The organism is Shewanella marina JCM 15074, from assembly GCF_000614975.1.
Lineage (GTDB): Bacteria > Pseudomonadota > Gammaproteobacteria > Enterobacterales > Shewanellaceae > Shewanella > Shewanella marina.
Genome location: NZ_BALM01000013.1, coordinates 1 through 17,349 on the forward strand (window position 1 = coordinate 1; position 17,349 = coordinate 17,349).

Below are 17,349 nucleotides of genomic sequence, written 5' to 3' on the forward strand. Positions count from 1 at the left end.
CATTGCTAAAGCAACCGTTAATGCACCACCTGAAATACCAGCAAAGAACAGGTAAACTGCGATTGGCCAAGGCCAAGCAAAGCCTTCAGATAGGCCTAAAGTAAACTCGATAGAACCGTCCATGATTAAACTCCTAGTTTCACTACAGGAATGTAGCGTAAGCTTGGCTCAGTACCGAAGTGTGGCTTAACGCGCACAGAGTCTTTCACTGCTAATAACTTGCTCACAAAAGAGTTAGGATCGTTAGCATCACCAAACACAAGTGCATCATATTTACATTGCTGCACACATGCAGGTAACTCACCTTTTGCCAGTTTTGAGTTCAAGCAGAAGTCACAGTTATCAGCCACATCGGTGTCAGTGTTAATGAAACGTGCGTTGTATGGGCAAGCGCCGATACAGTACTTACAACCTGCGCACTTACCAGCATCCATCGTCACGATACCCGTCTTAGGATCACGCATTGCTGCTCCAGTTGGACAAACCGTGACACAAGGTGCGTTCTTACATTGCTGACAAGAAACACGGACGAACTTACGCTCACAACCACAGCCAGTCGTTTTGCCACAATGTGGACAAGGTTGACCTTCTACTGCACCTGATTGCTGCTCCATCAATACGCGAGACTGACCAGCGGTAGATTGTTCGCCTTATTACAGGCAGTTTTACAATCGCCACAACCCACACATTTGTTTTGATCAAATACCATCACATAATGCGGCTTGTTAGGATCGTTTTTGTCTTCTTTTACAGAAGAACAGCCGATAGGCGTTAGCAGTAACGGGGCAGCTCCAGCACACTTAAGGAACCTCCGTCTCTCTAGATTTTCACTCACAACATCCTCCATCTATCGGTTTTACCGACGTTTTTTATTTATTTGGGTATATCAAGATCAAACCAAGGACTAAGGTTAGTACTTGCCTTCATCTAATTTTTGCTGTGCCTTGTTAATGGCATTATTAATGGCATCTCGATTAAATGGCTGGCTATTGTTTGTGAGTAGTTGTTGCCAGTTATCGATTGCTTTTTGGTATTTCCCATTTAAATATGCATCAGTTGCGAGCAATAAACGGGTTTGTAATTCATTGTTTTGTATGGTTAATGCTTTAGCAATGACAACCGATGTTTCAGGCTTAATGGTTCTGCCATCTCGGTAATACATTGAGGTTGCTTGCATGCCAAATAGCTCTGCATCATCGCCTTTTAGCAGTAATAATTGATTTAAGGTCTGTACTGATTCAGCGTACATACCGCCTGCGGCATATGATTCTGCTAGGCTTAGCAATGCAATTTCATCTTCAGGGTTACTATTGACTGATTGCCTACTTTTAGTGATTTCAGCGGCAACTAAATAATCAATCTGTTCGTTAACACGACCTGTATCCCAGTCGCTAAAGCGACCACACAAGGCATAAATCGCCAAACTTAACGTGACTAGCGCAATCACCATTAAACTTGGGTATAAACGGTTGGCATAATTCATGGGTAAGCAAGGTCTGATTTTTTGCCCCATGGCAGCAAATTCAGAAGTAGCAGTGCATAGACGAATATATTTTTGGTGGTGCCAAATAATCAAACCGACAAAGCTTGATAAACTGATAGCAATACCGATGACTAAACTGCTCATAAAACGCCTTACTTACCTTTGATTAATTATGATTGGATGTTATTTGTGACCAGTAAGCTGCATTGCATCAATGGTCTTTAGTAGCTCTTGGTTACCAGGCTGCTCAACATTGACGAGTTCAATGTCAAATACGATGGCTGATTGTGGAGGGATCGCACCCGCACCATCTTTGCCATAAGCGAGTTCTGCTGGAATGGTTAAACGGTAAGTCGAACCTTGTGGCATTAACTTAAGACCTTCCTGCCAGCCTTCAATCACGCTCATTAGTGCAAAGCGAGCAGGGCGGTTTTGGGTATAAGTGCTTTCGAATTCAGTGCCATCAATTAACTTGCCTACGTAGTTCACTGTGACTACGTCTTCAGCTTTAGGGATTGGGCCGTTGCCTTTAGTTAATACTTCGTATTGCAGACCTGATTCCATCACCACAACGCCATCTTTTTTAGCGTTATTAGTTAGAAATTCTTTACTTGCAGTTAGATTTTTTTCAATGATAGCGGCAAGCTGTGCTTCACGTTTTTTATTCAGTAACTCACCGCGTTTATTCAGGTAATCAACGACCTGCTCATCAGTTAATTCACTGGTATCTTTTAAGGCATCAACAAAGCCTTCGATCATGACATCCATGTTAATATCAGCACCCATCTCTGTTTGAGAATAGATTTGATTTGATAGGTATTTACCGACAGAAGCACCTACAGAATAAGATTCTTTATCTAGCTCAGAGTTTAGTTCTGCTGCCATTACATTGGCAGAAAATAGGAAGGCGATAGAGCTTGCAAGTGCTAATTTTTTGGCTGTCATTTTCATCATATTGTTCTCAATCTAAATACATCACACAGCGATCAAATTTGCTGCTGATAAAAGGAAATTAAAGCTTTTCAGTTGGGCGACCAGACATACGCCAACCATAAATGCCGTCAGGCATTTGCATTACATGGGTATAACCTAATTTCATTACTTCACGGGCGGCTACATTACTGACGGTACATAGGCGATTCGCACAGTAAAACACCATTTTTGCGTCTTTATTCTTAGGTAATAGTTCTTTCCAGTTCTTAACATTGAAGAATACGGCACCAGGAACAGCTCCTTCAGCCCAAAGTTCTAATGTGTTGACATCAAAGAAATAAACGCCTTCTTGTCCAAGTAGTTGGTCAGCTTCTAACATAGAGATTTGATGTAATTGCTGCTCATGTTGAGGAGCTGGTGTTAAATCACCACCTGCGCCCGCCACTGCATAACCACTTGGTAAAATCAGTGCTAAAGCAAACATGCAATGTTGGATTGTTTTTTTCATTTTTTTCCCTGTATACCTCGGTATCCGAAGATACCGAGGTGATATGTAATAACCTAAGTTAGGCGATTACTTTTTAGCTGTTAACGCACCGTCGATGATCGCTTGAGCTTGAGTTACGTAAGCGTGGGCTGCATCGATACGTTTCTTGGTGTAACGTGGACCGTGAACACCCCAAGAGCCGTCAGCTTCTAGTAGGTCTAAAGTTTCCTGTGCTTTTTCAGTTAGCATGTAAACTTCTGACTTCTGTGCAGCATCTAACTTAGTCACTTCTAGTAACTGGTCGATACGCTCTAGTGCTGATGCAACTTCTGCATAAGTGGTCTTGATCGGCTTCTGCCACTTCTGAACTTCACCGTAGATTTCCATCTGGTCTTCGTAGTGCATGCCTACTTCTAGCTCAGATTGGAATGGGCTATGACAGCCTTTGTTTTCTACAACGTCGATATCAGATGGAGATGTACGAGCACAAGTCCACATTAAGTCTAAGTAGTGGTGACCGTTTTCATCTTTAGCTACAGACCAGCCTTTAACCGCTGCATCACGTGGTTGACCTTCAGGAGGGTTCAACATCTTGCGCTCTGGGTGAACGTCAATCTTCCACACGTGAGCACGACGTACCGCGTCGAAACCAGCCATGTCAGGGAACTGCATACCAGTGAAGTTCTCACAAGAACCTGTGTTAGGCATGTGACATGATTGACATGTTTGATCGCTGTGAGTCGCGCTGTTGTCAGCAATTAACTTCTGTGCAGCGTGACAGTCTGTACAATCTTTACGGATTGCAGGCTTAGAGAAGTTAGACTTCCAATCGTTAGACGTTACTTCATGTGGATCGTGACATGTAGAACAACGCATGCCCTTATCGTAGTGAGCAGATGCGAATAGCTGAGAACCTTCAGTACCACAAGATGGGCAAGAAGACTTCATCTTCACGTTGAATGCGTACTCTAACTTTTCTTTACCTTCGTCAGTCTTAGCTAAGTCTTCAACGAAGTTGAAACGCTGGTGACAACGTTCACAGTTAGAAGGCATACCACCGCCGATACCGCCATCTAAGTGACCGCCAGCGCCGTGACACTCTTCACAAGTTACACCCTTAGAGATAGTGTGCTCTTGCAGTTTCTTAGCATCGCCAAGTGCATCAAAGAATTCTTCTTTAGTCTTAAAGTCGAACTTGAAGGTATGACACATTTCGCAATATGAAGAAGCAGGCTGGAATAAGAATTCCTTCTCATACTTAGCGCCGTATGAGCTCATGCCCCACTGGTGAGAACCGGTATCACCAACTTCTGCTAGAGTCGTTGGGAATGTAGGGATAACTTTTTGGATTTCTCTAGCTTTCTCAGGGGTTAACCACTCAGCCCAACCACGAGAGAACTGGTTAGCACCCGCAACCATGGTACCTGTGCCGTCACGTAGTAAACCGTCACGTACGTGGTAAGTACCACGTACTAACCATGCATCTAAGAAACCATATTTAGTACGTGGTGTACCAATCGTTGCGTAGATCATGTCTGGTGTTACACCATCAGGCAGGATAGAAGTATCCTTGGTGTCATACATGGTTCTTTCGATATCGTTATCAACTTCTGGATGGTCACCAGGGAAACGAAGGAATTGAGCGTGACGAGAACGCTTCCACTTTTCGTATTGAGCCGCGTGACATTCACCACACTTCTCAGGACCTACGAACTTGTTAGGGAAATCAAGAATTGATTTCTCGCCTAAACGATACTGGATCGCCATTGGACGCTTTTCACCATGCAATGCATTGCTGTACTTAGAATAAGTTAAGCTATTACCTTCTTCTAAATACTCTTGACCACGGTCAGAAACCTTATAAGTACCCTTTAAACGACCTTCTTCAGCGTACTGAAATACAGGATGGTTTTGGAACAGGAAATCAAAAAGTTCTTGCTCTTGCACGATAAAATCTTGCAGAGATTTAACACCTTTAGATTGCTCTGTTAGATCTGGGTTAGCAATAATTTGTTGGCTAGTAGCTGTTTGTTGTTGGTTGCCATAGCCTGGTTTTTCAGCAGCCATCGCAGATGACATGCCTGCTGCTCCCAGACAAAACAAGACGCTTAGCGCTGTTTTGCTTTTCCATCGTTTCATCATTCACTCCTAATTACTATTAGTATTTTTATTAAGCAGAACTGTTTACCAAACAACACAAACAATTAAGCTGTGGCGGCTATTTTTAATAAATAGAGGTGAAAAAAATCGGAACTAAACCACAAAAAGAATTGGGGTATGTTTTTTGAGGTTTGTGAAAGTTATTAATGTAATAAATTCATGTGGTTATGTTATGTGTGGTGAGTGTTTTTTAGATGCAAAATTGCCCAGAAAAAGGTGTGATATAGCTCAAATTTAGGCTTTAAACTATATGAAAATATGATAATTAACGAATTGATGAATCATTCTATTAAATGCGGCAATTCGCTTGTACTTTGTCATCCAAAATTTTGCGAAGTGTGCATTATTTACGAATAAAGCCATGTTCGATTAATTGGAAGTTCATTCTTGTTGAGTCGTTCTATGTTAACAATGAAAGAGATGATTGCAGTATCTATGGCTGTCGTTCGATTGCTTATAGGCCATATAGTCCTAGAGTTATCAATGTTTACAATTAGAAATCAATTAGATAAGCAATAGCTACTATGCTGATATTTAGCTGTCTGCAAATTATAACTGGATCAGTTGATTGTTGTTTAGCAAGAGTACTCTGATGAGCTTTCTGGTGACGTAGGATAAGTTTATTGCACTAGGCGGTGATGAATAGTGGTTCTGCTTAGTGACTATTTATTGATTTCACAAACTTTAATAAAGCTAAATTTACTATTGTTAGCACTTACTGCAGTATCTTTATCTTAATAAAAGAGTTTGAGCTAATTTTTTTATTCAGTATATGCATAATGGCTCATGGATGTGAGCCATGAGCCATTAAGCATGAAATGTTATGGCAATAATATAGATTATTTTTGGCGATTAAATAAATTGATGCTATTTCAGTTTTAAGCGCTTGGCTAAACGATGCAAATTACCGCTATCAACTTGTAAAATTCTGGCCGTAGCTGCCCAGTTACCTTGCTGTTGATTATTCACCGAGGCGATGTAGTCATGCTGGAATTGTTGCATTGCCGCTTTTAGTCCGATATTGGTGTCGATACTATTGATGACCTGTGTTGATATGTTGGTGTTATCAATATCTTTATCATTAACGATTGGCTGATTCAATTCAAAATGATGCGGCTGTAAAATCACTTGATTGGCAGGTGTTTCAGCTTTTGCCAGTACCGCCGCACGATTAATCATATGCTCCAATTCGCGCACATTACCGGGCCATGTGTAAGTGCGTAATTTTTCCATTGTTGCAGGAGCAAAACTTAATTTACTGATCGCCAATTTATGCTGGCAGCGTTCAGCAAAAAAACCTGCTAACAACATTAAATCTTGGTCTCTATCTCGCAGTGGTGGCACAAATAGTGGGAACACACTTAGACGATGATATAAGTCGGCTCTAAAACGTCCGGCTTTAACTTCATCCGCCATATTACGATTAGTGGCGGCCACAATCCGCGTATTTACTTTTATGGTGTTATCAGAGCCGACACGTTGAATATCGCCATACTGTAACACCCGCAATAGTTTGGCCTGTAAGGCTAGCGATAACTCACCAATTTCATCTAAAAATAGAGTGCCATTATCAGCCGATTCAAATTTACCTTTGCGGTGGCTAATTGCGCCAGTAAAAGCCCCTTTAATGTGACCAAATAGTTCACTCTCAGCGACTGACTCGGGTAGGGCGGCGCAATTTAAATAAACCAAATTATGGTTACTGCGATTGGATTGATTATGTACCGCAGTAGCGACCAACTCTTTACCGACTCCCGTTTCGCCCATGATTAAGACTGATAAATCTGTTTTAGCAACCGCGTTGATATGGGCCTTTAATTCCAGCATAGGTGCAGATTGGCCAATCATGGTTTGCGGTTTTTGATTAAAGGCGGTGGGCTCGACCGTCATGCCAGTTTGATTTTCTAACTGCTCAAGTAATAACGCCGTTTGTAGACTGCTAGCCGCAAGTGCACTAATGACGCGTAGATGATGGTTAGATAGCTGAGCAAACTGGTTAGGGTCAAAGGCATCGATAGTAATTGCGCCAATGAGTCGATCATTAATCATTAAGGGTAAGCCGATACAGGAATGCACCTGCAAATGTTGCTCATGATTGCTGATTAAGCCGTCATAAGGATCTGGCAGTGCACAGTCAGATGGAAATCTAACAATGTCGCCCGCTCTGGCAATCGCTTCTAACCTTGGGTGCTCTGCAATATTAAAACGCCGACCTAAGACCTCATGGTATAAGCCATTAATTGCTAATGGCGTAAATTGTTGTTGCTGGAAAGACAGTAATGCCGAGGCATCGCATTTTAGCGCGAGTTTGATGGTTGCTAATAGCCGCTCAAATCGATCTTGGTTCGAGAGACCCGAGGTGAGATCCAGTGCGATTTGAAGCCAGTCATCAAGATGTTTAAGCATAATATCAACCATATTGTGTTTTTTACAATTGTAGTGTCATTTATACAAATGTAAAGCGTTGTCATTTATACAATAATAATTTTACTAAAATAGTAACTAATTGAAAAATAACATATAAAAAACTTGGCACGGTCAATGCTATATACAAGACAGAAATCATTTAATTCTGCAGTAACCATAAGGTAAATAGCATGACAATTTTAGTTAAAAACAATATTCATTGGGTTGGTCAACGTGATTGGGAAGTACAGGACTTTCATGGTACTGAATTTAAAATGACCAAAGGCACCAGCTATAACAGCTACCTTATTCGTGAACAAAAAACGGTCTTAATTGATACTGTTGATCATAAGTTTAGCCACCAGTTTGTGCAAAATCTAGAGATGGAAATTGATCTGAATAGTATCGATTACATTGTGATTAACCACGCAGAGGAAGATCATTCAGGCGCACTGACAGCCTTGATGGCAAAAATTCCTAACACGCCGATTTACTGTACCGAGAATGCCATTGATTCTATTGTGGGCCATCATCACCATCCTGAGTGGAATTTTCATGTGGTCAGAACTGGAGACACGCTTGATATTGGCAACGGCAAACAACTTATTTTTGTTGAGTCGCCAATGTTGCATTGGCCAGATAGCATGATGACCTATTTAACTGGCGATGCCGTGTTATTTAGTAATGATGCATTTGGTCAGCACTATTGTGATGAGCATCTGTTTAATGATGAAGTTGATCAGCACGAGTTAATGGAGCAGTGCCTACGTTATTACGCCAACATTCTTACCCCATTTAGTAGCTTGGTTGTGGCTAAAATCAAAGAGGTACTGAGCTTTAATTTACCCGTTGATATGATCGCCACTTCACATGGCATTGTATGGCGTGATAATCCAACTCAAATTATTCATAAATACCTAGAGTGGGCTAGTGATTATCAAGAAGATCGCATCACTATTTTCTATGATTCAATGTCAAATAATACCCGTATGATGGCTGATGCGATCGCACAAGGGATCCATGATGTGGATCCTAGTGTGGCGGTTAAAGTATTTAATGTTTCACGTCATGATAAGAATGAGATCTTATCTAATATCTTTCGTTCAAAAGGGATCCTTGTCGGATCATCAACCATGAACAATGTGATGATGCCAAAAATCGCAGGTATGTTAGAAGAGATTACAGGGCTGCGTTTTAAAGCCAAAAAAGCAGGGGCATTTGGTAGCTTTGGTTGGAATGGTGGCGCGGTTGATCGCATTCATACACGGTTAACTGATGCTGGTTTCGACACTACATTAGGCTTGAAAGCAAAATGGCGTCCTGATGGTAAAGCAATGCAAGTGTGTCGTGAACATGGGCAGCAGATCGCTAAACAATGGGCATTACATGATCTGACTCAAGTTGCCCCTATTTTTGTGAATCGTGAAGCAGAAGTGCTGGTTGATGCACCTCAAATTCAAGCTGCTGCTAATGATCATCCTGCTGATTGCCAATGCATGATCTGCAGTGTTTGTAATTGGATCTATGATCCTGCAATCGGTGAACCTAATCAGCAAGTGGCTGCGGGGACACCATGGTCTGCTGTGCCTGATGATTTCTTATGTCCAGAGTGTCATTTGGGCAAAGAAGTCTTTGTTGAATTGATCAATAAGGCGGTGTAATGAAACAGCCAATCATTATTATTGGTAGCGGCTTTGCCGCTTACCAATTGATCAAAACGATGCGTCGCATGGGATCAACCGATCCGATCCAAGTATTTAGTCGTGATAGTGGCGATGAATACAATAAACCGGATTTAAGTCATGTATTCAGTAAACAACAAACGGCAGCATCGCTTGTTAAAGTCAGTGGTATTGAATTTGCGGCACAATTTAATGTGCAGTTATATGCTTATACCGAGGTTGAATCTATTGATACCAAGGCTCAGCAAATATCAGCCAATGGCCAGTGCTATGCTTACAGCAAATTAATTTTTGCGACTGGTGCACAGCCATTTATACCCAATATGAGTGGCAGTGGTATCAACCAAGTGATTACGCTAAATAGTTTAGCTGAATATCAACGTGCCCAACAAAAGCTGAGTCAGGCACAACGAGTATTGATTATTGGTGGCGGTTTAATCGGGGTTGAGTTTGCAATGGATTTGGCGACAGCCGGACGTCAAGTAACCTTGGTTGAACCCAATCGACACATATTAGCGAATCTACTGCCGAGCCAAGTTGCTGTCGCGCTAGAGGAGCAACTCAGTCAAGATAATATCCAGTTAGCATTGGCTGATTGGGTTGTTGATATTGAATTATTGCCAAATACTTGTTTATTGGTGACCACTCAGTTTGGCAGACAATATACGGTTGATAGTGTGATTTGTGCAGCAGGATTAAAGCCCAATATACAACTGGCGCAGGCCGCGAACATCAGCACCAATCGTGGCATTGTGGTTGATAATCAACTACAAACTTCGGCTAAAAATGTCTATGCCTTAGGTGACTGTGCTGAAATAAATGGTCAATTGCAGGCCTTTTTACAGCCGATCATTTTAAGCGCCAATACCCTAGCGAAAGTGTTATTTGATCAAGCGGCAGAACTTAAATTAGCGGCGATGATGATCAAAATTAAAACGCCGAATTTTCCGATCCAACTGGCGGGTAATACCAGTAAAACGGTAGCACGTTGGCAATTAGAGATTAACCATGAGGGAATATTGGCGAATGCTTACAATAGTGACAATCAAGCGATTGGTTTTATTGTGACGCATCAACATACCAGTAAAGCGTTTAGTTTATTAAAATCGATACAATAACGGTTGTTTCTTGAGTATAAAAGCCCATGACAGCACGCTGTAATGGGCTTTATCTATTTAACTTTTAATTACTTCAATTCACGACTTTTCCATAATTTGAATATGGCTGGCAAGACCAACAATGTCAGAATTAATGCTGATGCCATACCACCAATCATAGGCGCAGCAATGCGTTGCATGATCGCTGATCCCGTACCGCTGCCATACATAATTGGAATTAAACCAATGATGACGGTTAATACTGTCATCATCACGGGACGTACACGTAATCCAGCACCTTCATGAATGGCATGTTGTAGATCTTGGTCTGTTAATGTTTGTAAAGATGAGAGTTGTTTTTTATGTTGCCAAGCTTGATTTAAGTAAACCAGCATAATGACACCAATTTCAACGGCTACCCCTGAAAGTGCAATAAAGCCAACACCGACTGCAATAGAGAAATTATAATCAAGCGCTAACATCAGCCATAAACCACCCACCATCGCTAATGGTAGCGTTGCCATAATAATGAAAACCTCTTTAATACTACGAAAACTTAAATAAAGTAGCAGCATAATAATCACTAAAGTGACTGGCATAACGATGCTCAAGCGTGCTTTTGCGCGTTGCATATATTCATATTGACCTGACCATGCAAGTGAATAACCCGCAGGTAGTACCAACTGTTTCGCAACCGCTTGTTGTGCATCAGTAACATAAGAGCCGAGATCGCGATTATTTATATCGACATAAACCCAACCATTGGGACGCGCATTTTCGGTTTTGATCATTGGAGGGCCATCTTCATAACGAATATTGGCAACATCAGCTAAAACAATACGTGCACCAGATGCGGTAACCAGTGGTAAATTCTGCAATTTAGCGACTGAATCTCGGTAATCTTGCGGATAACGTACATTGATAGGATAACGCTCGAGTCCTTCAACTGTTTCACCCACATCCATACCACCGACTGCAGTAGCGATAATTTGTTGAATGGTTTTGATCGAAAGACCATAACGTGCAGCTTGTAATCGTTTAATATCGATCGTTACATAACGGCCGCCAGCAACACGTTCAGCATAAACTGAGGTTGTTCCTTGGATCTTATTAAGGATCGGCTCTAGCTGAGATCCTATTTTTTCGATCACCTTAAGATCTGGACCAGCAATTTTAATTCCCAAGGGGGTTTTAATCCCAGTTGCTAACATATCGATACGTGTTTTAATTGGCATAACCCAAGCATTGGTTACACCGGGGAACTGGATCAATTTATTTAATTGAGCTCGTAGTGAATCGGTGGTGACTCCCTTGCGCCATTGATCGTGTGGCTTGAGTTGGATGACAGTTTCGATCATCGTTAGTGGTGCAGCATCGGTAGCCGTATTAGCTCGACCCACTTTGCCCCAAACCGTTTTAACTTCAGGTACTGTTTTTATCAGCTTATCTGTTTGTTGCAGTAGCTCCCTTGCTTTACCGATGGAGATCCCCGGATAGGTTGTTGGCATGTACATCAAATCCCCTTCATCTAGTGGCGGAATAAATTCGCTACCGAGTTGAGTCATTGGGTAATAGGCTGATGCCATCAGTATTAAGGCCGTTACGATAATCGTTTTTGGATATTTTAAACTGATATTAAGTAGTGGACGGTAGATGGCTATTAAGGCTCTATTAATGGGATTTTTACGTTCAGGTAAGATTTTACCGCGGATAAAGTAGCCCATTAATACTGGAATTAGGGTGATCGCTAATCCAGCTGATGCCGCCATTGCATAAGACTTGGTATAAGCTAACGGCGCAAACATCTTCCCTTCTTGACCTTGTAGGGCAAATATTGGCACAAAGCTGAGGGTAATGATTAAGAGTGAAAAGAAAAGTGGAGCACCGACCTCTTCGGCTGCTTTACTGATCACTTGCCAACGATTTTCATCGGTTAATGGCGTGCGCTCGATATGTTTATGCACATTTTCAATCATCACAATTGCACCATCAACCATCGCACCAATGGCTATGGCAATGCCGCCAAGCGACATGATATTGGCATTAATACCTTGCAGATGCATCATGATAAAGGCCGCTAAAATACCGATAGGTAAACTGATAGCAATGACGAGTGATGAACGAATATGGAATAAAAATAGGGCACAAACTACGGCAACAACGAGGAACTCCTCTGCCAATTTTTGCCATAAATTATCAACCGCATTATTGATCAATGTCGAGCGATCATAAGTGGTGACAATTTTGACTCCTGCAGGCAAGCTGCGTTGCAGTTCAGCTAACTTGGTTTTAACATTAGCGATGACTTGACTGGCATTTTCACCAAAACGCATGATAATGATGCCACCAACCGCTTCTCCTTCACCGTTAAATTCTGAAATACCACGGCGCATCTGTGGACCAAGGGTAACATTGGCAATATCACCAAGTAACAGTGGTGTCCCTGTCGGTGTTACTTTTAACGGTATCGATTTAATATCAGCAATACTGGTTAAATAGCCACTGGTGCGTACCATATGTTCAGCTTCAGCAACTTCAATAACTGAGGCACCCGTTTCTTGATTACCATCTTGAATAGCCGTTTTAATTTGTTGTAGTGTAACGTCATAAGCTCGCAGTTTATTGGGATCTATTTGGATCTGATATTGCTTTACCATTCCCCCTGCAGTTGCTACTTCAGAAACACCATCAACGGTTTGCAGCTCATATTTTAAGAACCAATTTTGTAAACTGGTTAATTGAGCGAGATTATGTTTACCACTTTTATCTTGTAATACATAACTATAAACCCAACCGACACCAGTCGCATCAGGCCCTAATGTTGGCTGTACTCCAGAGGGTAATTTCGATTTTATTTGGCTTAAATACTCTAATACGCGTGAACGAGCCCAATACATATCCGTTTTGTCATTAAAAATGACATAAACATAGGAGTCACCAAAATAGGAATAGCCTCGTACCGTAACCGCACCTGGTACTGCCAACATTGCAGTGGTTAATGGATAGGTCACTTGATCTTCAACACTTGTGGTGCCTGACCGGGATAACTGGTTTTAATAATAACCTGTACATCAGAGAGATCAGGTAAAGCATCTACGGGCGTATTTTTAACGCTATATAAACCAGCTAAAGTGAGCAAAAGTGTGGCAATTAAGATCAATAATCGATTTTTGATCGACCAGCGGATAATCAGTGGGATCATGGCTTAACCCCCATTGGCTTTAGTTGTTTAAGACTATAATTAGCACCGTTTTTTTCGACTAAAAATTGAATTTTCTGACCAGTTTCAAATTGGTTTAAATCAACATCATGAGTATTGGTAAAATACATTTCTCCTGCTGCGAGTTGCCATTTATTCATTGCCTTATGCTCGATACTGATCATATTTGAAGCTGGCATTAACATCTTAATTTCACCACTTAACCATACTTGGTTGGTTGTTTGTGGTGCTTTACTTTTGTAGTTCACCACTTGATATTGGCCATCTGGCATTTTCATGATTTCAAAATCAATATTTTCTCCAGTGGTTATCTTTTGCAATGAGAGGTTATTAGCAAGGTTAAAATTCATGGTCATTGCTGGCCAATTCCACTTAGCAATGGCTTGATGTTTGATCGTTATCATATGGTGATTAGGCATGATTTTAGTGACGATACCCTGACCCCAAACCATATCCATTTTTGGGGCAGGACTGCTGATACGTGCTAAGTCTGCGGTTTGACTAGACTCTGAATCTAATAAGAATTGAGCAGAGGTAACGACTCGATCTTGTTTCGTTAGTCCTTGTAAGACTTCGACTCGATTATCGGCCTCACGACCCACTTTGATTCGAACAGATCGATATTTACCATTGCCCTCAGCGAGTACGACTCGGGTCATATTTCCTGAACGAATAACCGCTTCAAATGGCACGCTCAGTACTGCTTGCTGCGCCATTGACTGTAGATGGATATTGGCAAACATATTAGGTTTAAGCTGGTTGTTTGGATTGGGGAAAGTGATCCGTACTTGTAAGGTTCTGGTGATCGGATCTAATACTGGCTCAATATAGTTGATCTTGCCTTGCCATTGGCGATCTGGAATAGCATCTAGTGTCATGGTTGCACGACTATTTTTATCCAGCCAGTAGCTTGGTGATCGAATACTTCTGCGGTAACCCACACCTGATTTAAAGACGCCACTTTTATTGCAATTTGAGCAGGGGTTAAATAACCACCTTCGCGAATATTGAGGCTGGTAATTACACCATCATCAAGAGCCTTAATTGCAATATTTCGGCTTGCTTTCCCTGCACTTAATATCTGCTTAATTTGCAAAGCATCAACACCTAAAGCAAGCAGTCGTTCAGTTGCTGCTTTAGTTAAATATTGATTACCACTACGCTTTGCTTGCAGTAATTCTTCTTGAGCTTTGACTAACTCAGGGGAATAGAGGCTAAAGAGTAGCTGTCCCTTATTCACCTTATCGCCAATGGCACTGACATTGCTTTTTTCAATCCAACCACTGACACGAGTATTGATTTGCCATATATGGCTTTGATCAAAGTTAATATAGCCGACAGTATTAATGGATGGAGTCAGCGGGGCAAACTTCACCATTGCAGTTGTTACCCCTAAGTTGTTTTCAACTGTGGGATCAATTTTGACGGTACCTGCGGGATCTTGGCTAGTATCACTTTCGCCATAAACAGGCACTAGATCCATTCCCATCGGTGATTTTCCTGGTTTATCGCGTTTATATTTAGGATCCATAGGTGCAACCCAATATAGCGGCTTAGGCGTGACTGATGCTGTTGATGCGTGTGCACTAGGTAATAAATATTGATAACTTACAACAGCTAATGTCATGCCAATAACTAAACTTGATACTGCTACTTTTATTGTTTTCATGATGATTACCTCGTGCCCAATTGCTGTGAGAGATTTGCTGTAAAAGTGGTTAAATGAGGCTGATAGTCGTAACTATTGAGTAAATAGGCCAAATTATTGTCTGTTAAGCTTAAGTCTGTGGTTAAACGCGCTTGTGCCGTGGCTAAATCCAGTTCATCACGGCTGGCGTTAATGACATCATCGAAACGTGAGGTACCATTTTTGTAGCCTCGCTCTACAGCTTTAGTGCGCTCTTGAGCTTGTTTAATTAATACCGTTTGATATTGATTAAGACGTTGTTGCTGTTGGGTTCTTGTGGCAAGTAATGCATCTAATTTGGCATTCATTTGCTGTAATAACAGATCTCGTTGCAGCTTGGCTGCTTGCTCCTGATACTTGGCCGCATTACGATTACGATTTTGACGATTACTGGTAAATAACGGCAGATCCATGGTGACAAAGGCGCTAACGACATCGGCTACCGGTTGGCCAGCCATATTGCTTGCTTGACGGGCGCCATACATAAGATCAACGCCAAACTGAGGTTTATATGCTTGTTCACTAATCGCAATTTGGGTGGTTTGTGCCGATATTGCTGTTTCTGCTGCGGTGACCATTGGGTTATGGCGCAGTAGCTGATAACGCTCTGATGGATTACTGAGTTGCCCCATAAGTTGCATCAATTTTTGCCAATGCAGGGTATTTGTTGCATCAATGATAGTGTTTTGGGTTAGCCAACGACTGCCAAGCCACTCTGATAATTGTGCCATTATGGTTTGCTGTCGTTGTTGATTTGCTTGCAATTGTTCCTCTATTTTACTGACCTGTAATTGGCCCTGTAATAGATCCTGAGAGGGACTTTTTCCAATGGCATAATTGATGCGGATAGAGCTCACCAGCTGCTTCATCAGCGTTAGGTTTTGCCGTAAAATTTGTTGTAACTGCTGTTGATAACCGAGCTCTAACCATAATTGCGTCATATTTTGGGTAACAGTTAATGCACGAACATCTGCTTGATCCAAAACCGTATCCGCTTGCTGCTGAATCTTTTGTTGTTGCAAAGGCAAGGTTGATCCTCGTCCAAATTGCTGTGACGCTCCAATTGAAATCGTGGTCATAGGATCTTGATTAAAAGCAAAGCTATTAGTGGGTAAACCACTGAAGCCTATTTTTAATTTAGGATCTGGTAAGCTGGCTGCAGCAATACTTGTTTCACGCATTGCTTGTGATTTTATTAAGAGTTGATCTCGGCCTAAGTCTGTTGTTAGTGCCGTTTGGATCAGCTGTTCTAAACGAGGCTTAAGTATTAATACCTGATTGGGGGCGGTGATGTTATCGGCGGCCAGCGAAGGTAATGAGATTACCCCTATTAAGCTAAGTGCCAATGTTAATAGCGTTGGTTTTATCTTCATAATGCAATCCAAGTTGCAGTATGTACGCTCGTTATTTTTACTTATAGATAGCCGATAAAAAGTTACAATCTTGCCAAAGACTATAAAATATCGCTAATTATAATGCGTTAATACAACGATTAAGCGTACGAAACCTCGTGTTTATCTTAAAAATAAATGATTAGAAAAACGTAAGGCGTGATTAATTACTACTTGTGGTTTTAGCCGTGAAGTAGCGAATAAAATTAATCAGCTATTGAAGATTGGAGGGCGAAAAAGGGAGCTTGAACGGCTAATTTGACGGTGTGTTGGTTCAACTGCCAGTAGCCCAAAACTTGATGGACGGAAATGATTTAGTAGTAGATTAGAGATAAAGATAAATACTGATGCAAAAACAATCGAACAACAGATATCCATATCAACATTCTTTTTATTGCAATGGTTATCTAATTGTTGGCTGGGTGTCATTTCATGACAAAATTCATCCGTTGTTTGCATTTGCATTGTCGATGCTGAAGAGGTGGACATATTCATGCGCATCGGTTTTAAAGGCGTGCTCGAAGCTATACTTGATAGCAAAATGGCTATAAGTATTAAACTTGAGATCCATGTATTGTGAAGATGTTTATTGTGCATCCTAACAAAACGCCTTTAGTGACAATTTGTAACAAACTAACCTGTAAGTAAAACTGACGCAAGTTCTAATTTAGAAGTTTTTAGTAGTAAGTGATTGTTGTAACTTAGTATTAACATTTATTTTGGACGTTTTAAGCTAATAAATATGACCAAGCAATGACGACTTATTCATGAGATACCATATAGGTTCGCCGTTAAGTACATCA

At 41.2% G+C, this 17,349-nt stretch carries 11 protein-coding genes and 3 pseudogenes; 2 read left to right on the forward strand and 12 right to left on the reverse strand.

Annotated elements, in window-relative coordinates; all coding sequences use genetic code 11:
- From JCM15074_RS24195 to norR, 7 genes and pseudogenes are all read right to left on the reverse strand, one after another.
- Positions 1-123, reverse strand: a pseudogene (locus JCM15074_RS24195) (NrfD/PsrC family molybdoenzyme membrane anchor subunit); the annotation flags it as partial.
- A gap of 2 nt (positions 124-125) precedes the next feature.
- Positions 126-835, reverse strand: a pseudogene (locus tag JCM15074_RS21875) (4Fe-4S dicluster domain-containing protein).
- A gap of 75 nt (positions 836-910) precedes the next feature.
- Positions 911-1,627 (reverse strand): hypothetical protein, encoded by a 717-nt coding sequence (locus tag JCM15074_RS11090; protein ID WP_025821265.1) that lies wholly within the window; start codon positions 1,625-1,627, stop codon positions 911-913.
- Positions 1,628-1,666: 39 nt separating this feature from the next.
- Complete coding sequence (locus JCM15074_RS11095) at positions 1,667-2,437, reverse strand: FKBP-type peptidyl-prolyl cis-trans isomerase (RefSeq protein ID WP_148300779.1); 771 nt, start codon at positions 2,435-2,437, stop codon at positions 1,667-1,669.
- 58 nt (positions 2,438-2,495) lie between these two features.
- The gene (locus tag JCM15074_RS11100; RefSeq protein WP_025821267.1) at positions 2,496-2,924 is read right to left on the reverse strand and encodes a rhodanese-like domain-containing protein; all 429 of its coding nucleotides are present in this window, start codon (positions 2,922-2,924) and stop codon (positions 2,496-2,498) included.
- A gap of 66 nt (positions 2,925-2,990) precedes the next feature.
- A complete protein-coding gene (locus JCM15074_RS11105) occupies positions 2,991-5,042 on the reverse strand; it encodes a multiheme c-type cytochrome (protein WP_025821268.1) in 2,052 nt (683 codons plus the stop codon).
- 888 nt (positions 5,043-5,930) lie between these two features.
- Positions 5,931-7,469, reverse strand: coding sequence for a nitric oxide reductase transcriptional regulator NorR (gene norR / locus JCM15074_RS11110; RefSeq protein ID WP_025821269.1), 1,539 nt, complete (start codon positions 7,467-7,469; stop codon positions 5,931-5,933).
- Between the two features lie 191 nt (positions 7,470-7,660).
- Here norR and norV point away from each other — a divergent pair, with 191 nt between their 5' ends.
- Together norV and norW are read left to right on the forward strand one after the other, a co-directional pair.
- On the forward strand, positions 7,661-9,130 hold the full coding sequence (norV, locus tag JCM15074_RS11115) for an anaerobic nitric oxide reductase flavorubredoxin (protein ID WP_025821270.1): 1,470 nt from the start codon (positions 7,661-7,663) through the stop codon (positions 9,128-9,130).
- Complete coding sequence (gene norW / locus JCM15074_RS21880; protein ID WP_037469615.1) at positions 9,130-10,269, forward strand: NADH:flavorubredoxin reductase NorW; 1,140 nt, start codon at positions 9,130-9,132, stop codon at positions 10,267-10,269. The genes norV and norW overlap by 1 nt, the downstream gene beginning before the upstream one ends.
- A gap of 68 nt (positions 10,270-10,337) precedes the next feature.
- Here norW and JCM15074_RS21885 read toward each other — a convergent pair.
- The 5 genes and pseudogenes from JCM15074_RS21885 to JCM15074_RS11140 form a co-directional block, all read right to left on the reverse strand.
- Positions 10,338-13,450 (reverse strand): annotated as a pseudogene (locus JCM15074_RS21885) (efflux RND transporter permease subunit).
- Positions 13,447-14,346 carry a copper-binding protein gene (locus JCM15074_RS24565; RefSeq protein ID WP_199899795.1) on the reverse strand — a complete coding sequence of 300 codons (900 nt, stop codon included), beginning with the start codon at positions 14,344-14,346 and terminating at the stop codon, positions 13,447-13,449. Before JCM15074_RS24565 ends, JCM15074_RS21885 begins: the two are co-directional and overlap by 4 nt.
- Positions 14,343-15,137, reverse strand: coding sequence for a heavy metal-binding domain-containing protein (locus JCM15074_RS24570; protein ID WP_199899796.1), 795 nt, complete (start codon positions 15,135-15,137; stop codon positions 14,343-14,345). The genes JCM15074_RS24565 and JCM15074_RS24570 overlap by 4 nt, the downstream gene beginning before the upstream one ends.
- 5 nt (positions 15,138-15,142) lie before the next feature.
- The gene (locus tag JCM15074_RS11135) at positions 15,143-16,528 is read right to left on the reverse strand and encodes a TolC family protein (RefSeq protein WP_025821271.1); all 1,386 of its coding nucleotides are present in this window, start codon (positions 16,526-16,528) and stop codon (positions 15,143-15,145) included.
- 228 nt (positions 16,529-16,756) lie between these two features.
- Entirely contained in the window at positions 16,757-17,035 is a 279-nt protein-coding gene (locus tag JCM15074_RS11140; protein WP_148300780.1) for a hypothetical protein, read from the reverse strand.
- Between the last annotated feature and the right edge of the window lie 314 nt (positions 17,036-17,349).

Coding starts and splice junctions, on each gene's coding strand:
- JCM15074_RS11090 (WP_025821265.1), bottom strand. CDS start 1,627: ATGAGCAGTTTAGTCATCGGTATTGCTATCAGTTTATCAAGCTTTGTC.
- JCM15074_RS11095 (WP_148300779.1), bottom strand. CDS start 2,437: ATGATGAAAATGACAGCCAAAAAATTAGCACTTGCAAGCTCTATCGCC.
- JCM15074_RS11100 (WP_025821267.1), bottom strand. CDS start 2,924: ATGAAAAAAACAATCCAACATTGCATGTTTGCTTTAGCACTGATTTTA.
- JCM15074_RS11105 (WP_025821268.1), bottom strand. CDS start 5,042: ATGAAACGATGGAAAAGCAAAACAGCGCTAAGCGTCTTGTTTTGTCTG.
- norR (WP_025821269.1), bottom strand. CDS start 7,469: ATGCTTAAACATCTTGATGACTGGCTTCAAATCGCACTGGATCTCACC.
- norV (WP_025821270.1), top strand. CDS start 7,661: ATGACAATTTTAGTTAAAAACAATATTCATTGGGTTGGTCAACGTGAT.
- norW (WP_037469615.1), top strand. CDS start 9,130: ATGAAACAGCCAATCATTATTATTGGTAGCGGCTTTGCCGCTTACCAA.
- JCM15074_RS24565 (WP_199899795.1), bottom strand. CDS start 14,346: ATGACACTAGATGCTATTCCAGATCGCCAATGGCAAGGCAAGATCAAC.
- JCM15074_RS24570 (WP_199899796.1), bottom strand. CDS start 15,137: ATGAAAACAATAAAAGTAGCAGTATCAAGTTTAGTTATTGGCATGACA.
- JCM15074_RS11135 (WP_025821271.1), bottom strand. CDS start 16,528: ATGAAGATAAAACCAACGCTATTAACATTGGCACTTAGCTTAATAGGG.
- JCM15074_RS11140 (WP_148300780.1), bottom strand. CDS start 17,035: ATGTCCACCTCTTCAGCATCGACAATGCAAATGCAAACAACGGATGAA.